This is a genomic window from Microbacterium sp. Bi128 (assembly GCF_918698205.1).
On the sequence record NZ_CAKKMM010000559.1, the window covers coordinates 1 to 3,138 of the forward strand.

A 3,138-nucleotide genomic window follows, 5' to 3' on the forward strand; every position below is an offset into this window, starting at 1 on the left:
GGCGGGGCTCGTGGACAAGACCAAAGCGGACCAGGCCGGCGGCTGGGCCCGCCTCGCGGCCGGGCTCGCCCTCGTCGTGGCCGGCGTGCTGGTCATGGTGTCCGGCTCGGGGTCCTGGGAACAGACCTGGCTCGCCCTCCTAGCCTCGGTGGCCGTGCTCGGCGGCGTGGCCCTGGTGCTTCTGCCATGGGGGCTGAAGTTCTGGCGCGACCTGGAAACAGAGCGCGCGGGGCGGGTCCGCGCCACCGAGCGTGCCGAGATCGCCGCCCACCTCCATGACTCCGTGCTGCAGACCCTCGCCCTGATCCAACGCCGGGCCGGCAACGAGCACGATGTCATCAGGCTGGCCCGCGCGCAGGAGCGCGAGCTGCGTGGCTGGCTGTACCGGGACGCCGACAAGGAATCCGGTCAGCTGTCCGACGGCATCAAGGCCGCCGCAGCCGAGGTCGAGGACGCCCTGGGGAACGCCGTCGAGGTGGTCAGCGTGGGGGACTGCGCCATGACCCAACGCCATGAGGCCCTCGTCCAGGCATCCCGAGAGGCCATGCTGAACGCAGCCCGGCACGGCGGCGGTGCCGTGTCCGTCTACCTGGAAGTCACCGACGCCGCCGCGGAAGTTTTCGTCAAGGACCGGGGCCCGGGCTTCGATCCGGATTCCGTTCCCCCGGACCGGCTCGGCGTCAGGGAATCGATCATCGGCCGGATGAACCGCCACGGCGGCACCGCCGCGATCACCAGCAGCCCGGACGGCACCGAAGTGCGGCTCCGGCTGCCCGTCGCCGCCGCCTCGGCCGGAACCGCCGCGGCCGCCGCCAACAACGCCAACGGAGAGGTCAAACCGTGACCAGCCCAGCATCAGCATCAGGAAGCCCCGCACCGATTCGCGTGGTGATCGTGGACGACCACGCCATCTTCCGCTCCGGGTTGAAGGCGGACCTGGACCCGGACATCGTCGTCGCGGGGGAGGCCGGAACGGTGGAGGAGGCAATCGCCGTCATCGCAGTCCAGCGCCCCGACGTCGTGCTCCTTGACGTTCATCTTCCCGGCGGCCGGGGTGGCGGCGGACGCGAGGTCCTGGCCGGCTCGGCGCCCCTGCTGGGCACCACGCGGTTCCTGGCGCTGAGCGTCTCCGACGCGGCAGAAGATGTGGTGTCCGTGATCCGGGCCGGCGCGCGCGGCTATGTCACCAAGACCATTTCCGGCGCGGAGATCAGCGGCGCTGTCCGCCGCGTGGCAGGCGGCGACGCCGTCTTCTCACCCCGGCTGGCGGGCTTCGTCCTGGACGCGTTCGGCACGGCCCCCGCGGACATCGCCGACGACGAGCTCGACAAGCTCTCGGCGCGGGAGCTCGAAGTGATGCGCCTTATCGCCCGCGGCTACAGCTATAAGGAGGTGGCCAAAGAACTGTTCATCTCGATCAAGACCGTTGAAACCCACGTCTCGGCCGTGCTGCGCAAGCTCCAGCTCTCCAGCCGCCACGAGCTGACCCGCTGGGCCGCCGAGCGCCGCCTGCTTTAACCCAAGGATGCGCTATCACTTAGGGTCCTTATCGCACTGGAATAAGGACCCGAAGTGATAGCGCATCGGGGTTTGTGACGTGTTAGTTCGCCTTGCCGAGGAAGTCCTGCAGGCGGGCGACGCCCGTGGCCAAGTCGTCGTCGCCGAGTGCATAGGACAGGCGCAGGTAGCCGGACGGGCCGAACGCCTCGCCGGGAACCACGGCCACCTCGACCTCGTCCAGGATCAGCGCCGCGAGTTCGGCAGAGGTGGCCGGCCGCACCGGGCCGTTCGCAGACGGGAACTCCTTGCCCAGCAGCGCGCGGACGTCCGCGTACACGTAGAACGCGCCCTTCGGCGTCGGGCAGTCAACGCCGTCAATCGCGTTCAGGCCCGCGACGATCGCCTTGCGGCGGCGGTCAAATGCCACCTTCATCTCATCGACGGCGGTCAGCGGCCCGGACACGGCCGCGAGGGCGGCGACCTGGGGGATGTTGGAGACGTTCGACGTCGCGTGCGACTGCAGGTTGGTGGCGGCCTTGATGACGTCCGCGGGCCCGATCATCCAGCCCACACGCCAGCCGGTCATGGCATAGGTCTTCGCCACGCCGTTGAGGATAACCACCTTGTCGCCGAGCTCGGGCACCGCGGTGGCGATCGAGGTGAACGGCACGCCGTCGTAGGTCAGGTGTTCGTAGATCTCGTCGGTGACAACCCACAGGCCCTTGGACGCTGCCCACTGGCCGATCTCCTTGACCTGCTCCGGCGAGTACACGGCGCCGGTGGGGTTGGAAGGGGAGACGAAGAGCAGGATCTTGGTGCGCTCGGTGAGGGCCGCTTCCAGCTGGTCCACGGTGACCAGGTAGCCCTGCTCCGGGCCCGCGAACACCTCTACCGGCACGCCGCCGCCCAGCCGGATGGCCTCCGGGTATGTGGTCCAAAACGGGGTCGGAACAATGACCTCGTCGCCCGGATCCAGCAGGGTGGCGAAGGTGTTGTAGACGGCCTGCTTGCCGCCGTTGGTCACCAGCACCTGGGACGCCGCCGCCTGGTAGCCGGAATCCCGGAAGGTCTTGTCCGCGATGGCCTGCTTCAGTTCGGGGAGCCCGCCGGCGGGGGAGTAGCGGTGGTATTTCGGCTGGCTGGCGGCCTCGATGGCGGCCTGCACAATGTAGCCGGGGGTCGGGAAGTCGGGTTCCCCGGCTCCGAAGCCAATGACCGGACGGCCGGCTGCCTTCAGCGCCTTCGCCTTGGCATCGACGGCCAGAGTGGCGGATTCGGCTATGGCGGAAATGCGCTGGGAAATGCGGGCAGCAGACATGGGCGGGTCCGTTCTTCGCTTGCAGCTGGAAGGCTGGATGTGGGATTCGACGAAATCTACTCTATGCTGTTCAGCGGATCCCCCGGGGTGCCTGAACCCGAATGTGACTGACGGCTGTCAGTTGGTATTCGCAGGCACGCAGGGGTCCGAAGAGGGCCGGTTCGACGTAGACGCAGTTGTTGCGTAGACTGGTTCTCCGGTGTTGAAAACACGATGATGGCCTGCGCCTCAGGGAAGCCTGTGGGACGCATCGGCCGGAGCGGTTTTTCTCCCCGAAGGGTAGTGGCGCAATTGGTAGCGCAGCGGTCTCCAAAACCGCA

Annotated in this window: 3 protein-coding genes; 2 read left to right on the forward strand and 1 reads right to left on the reverse strand. The window is 68.1% G+C overall.

The features are described from left to right. Together LQV45_RS22855 and LQV45_RS22860 are read left to right on the forward strand one after the other, a co-directional pair. Nucleotides 1-844 (forward strand): sensor histidine kinase (locus tag LQV45_RS22855; protein ID WP_230008955.1); only part of this gene is annotated, 844 nt, incomplete at its 5' end. A gap of 41 nt (nucleotides 845-885) precedes the next feature. Continuing rightward, on the forward strand, nucleotides 886-1,518 hold the full coding sequence (locus LQV45_RS22860; protein WP_079550160.1) for a response regulator transcription factor: 633 nt from the start codon (nucleotides 886-888) through the stop codon (nucleotides 1,516-1,518). Nucleotides 1,519-1,600: 82 nt separating this feature from the next. On the opposite strand, the gene LQV45_RS22865 is transcribed toward LQV45_RS22860, so the two are convergent. Then, on the reverse strand, nucleotides 1,601-2,818 hold the full coding sequence (locus tag LQV45_RS22865; protein ID WP_230008956.1) for a pyridoxal phosphate-dependent aminotransferase: 1,218 nt from the start codon (nucleotides 2,816-2,818) through the stop codon (nucleotides 1,601-1,603). Nucleotides 2,819-3,138: the final 320 nt, after the last annotated feature.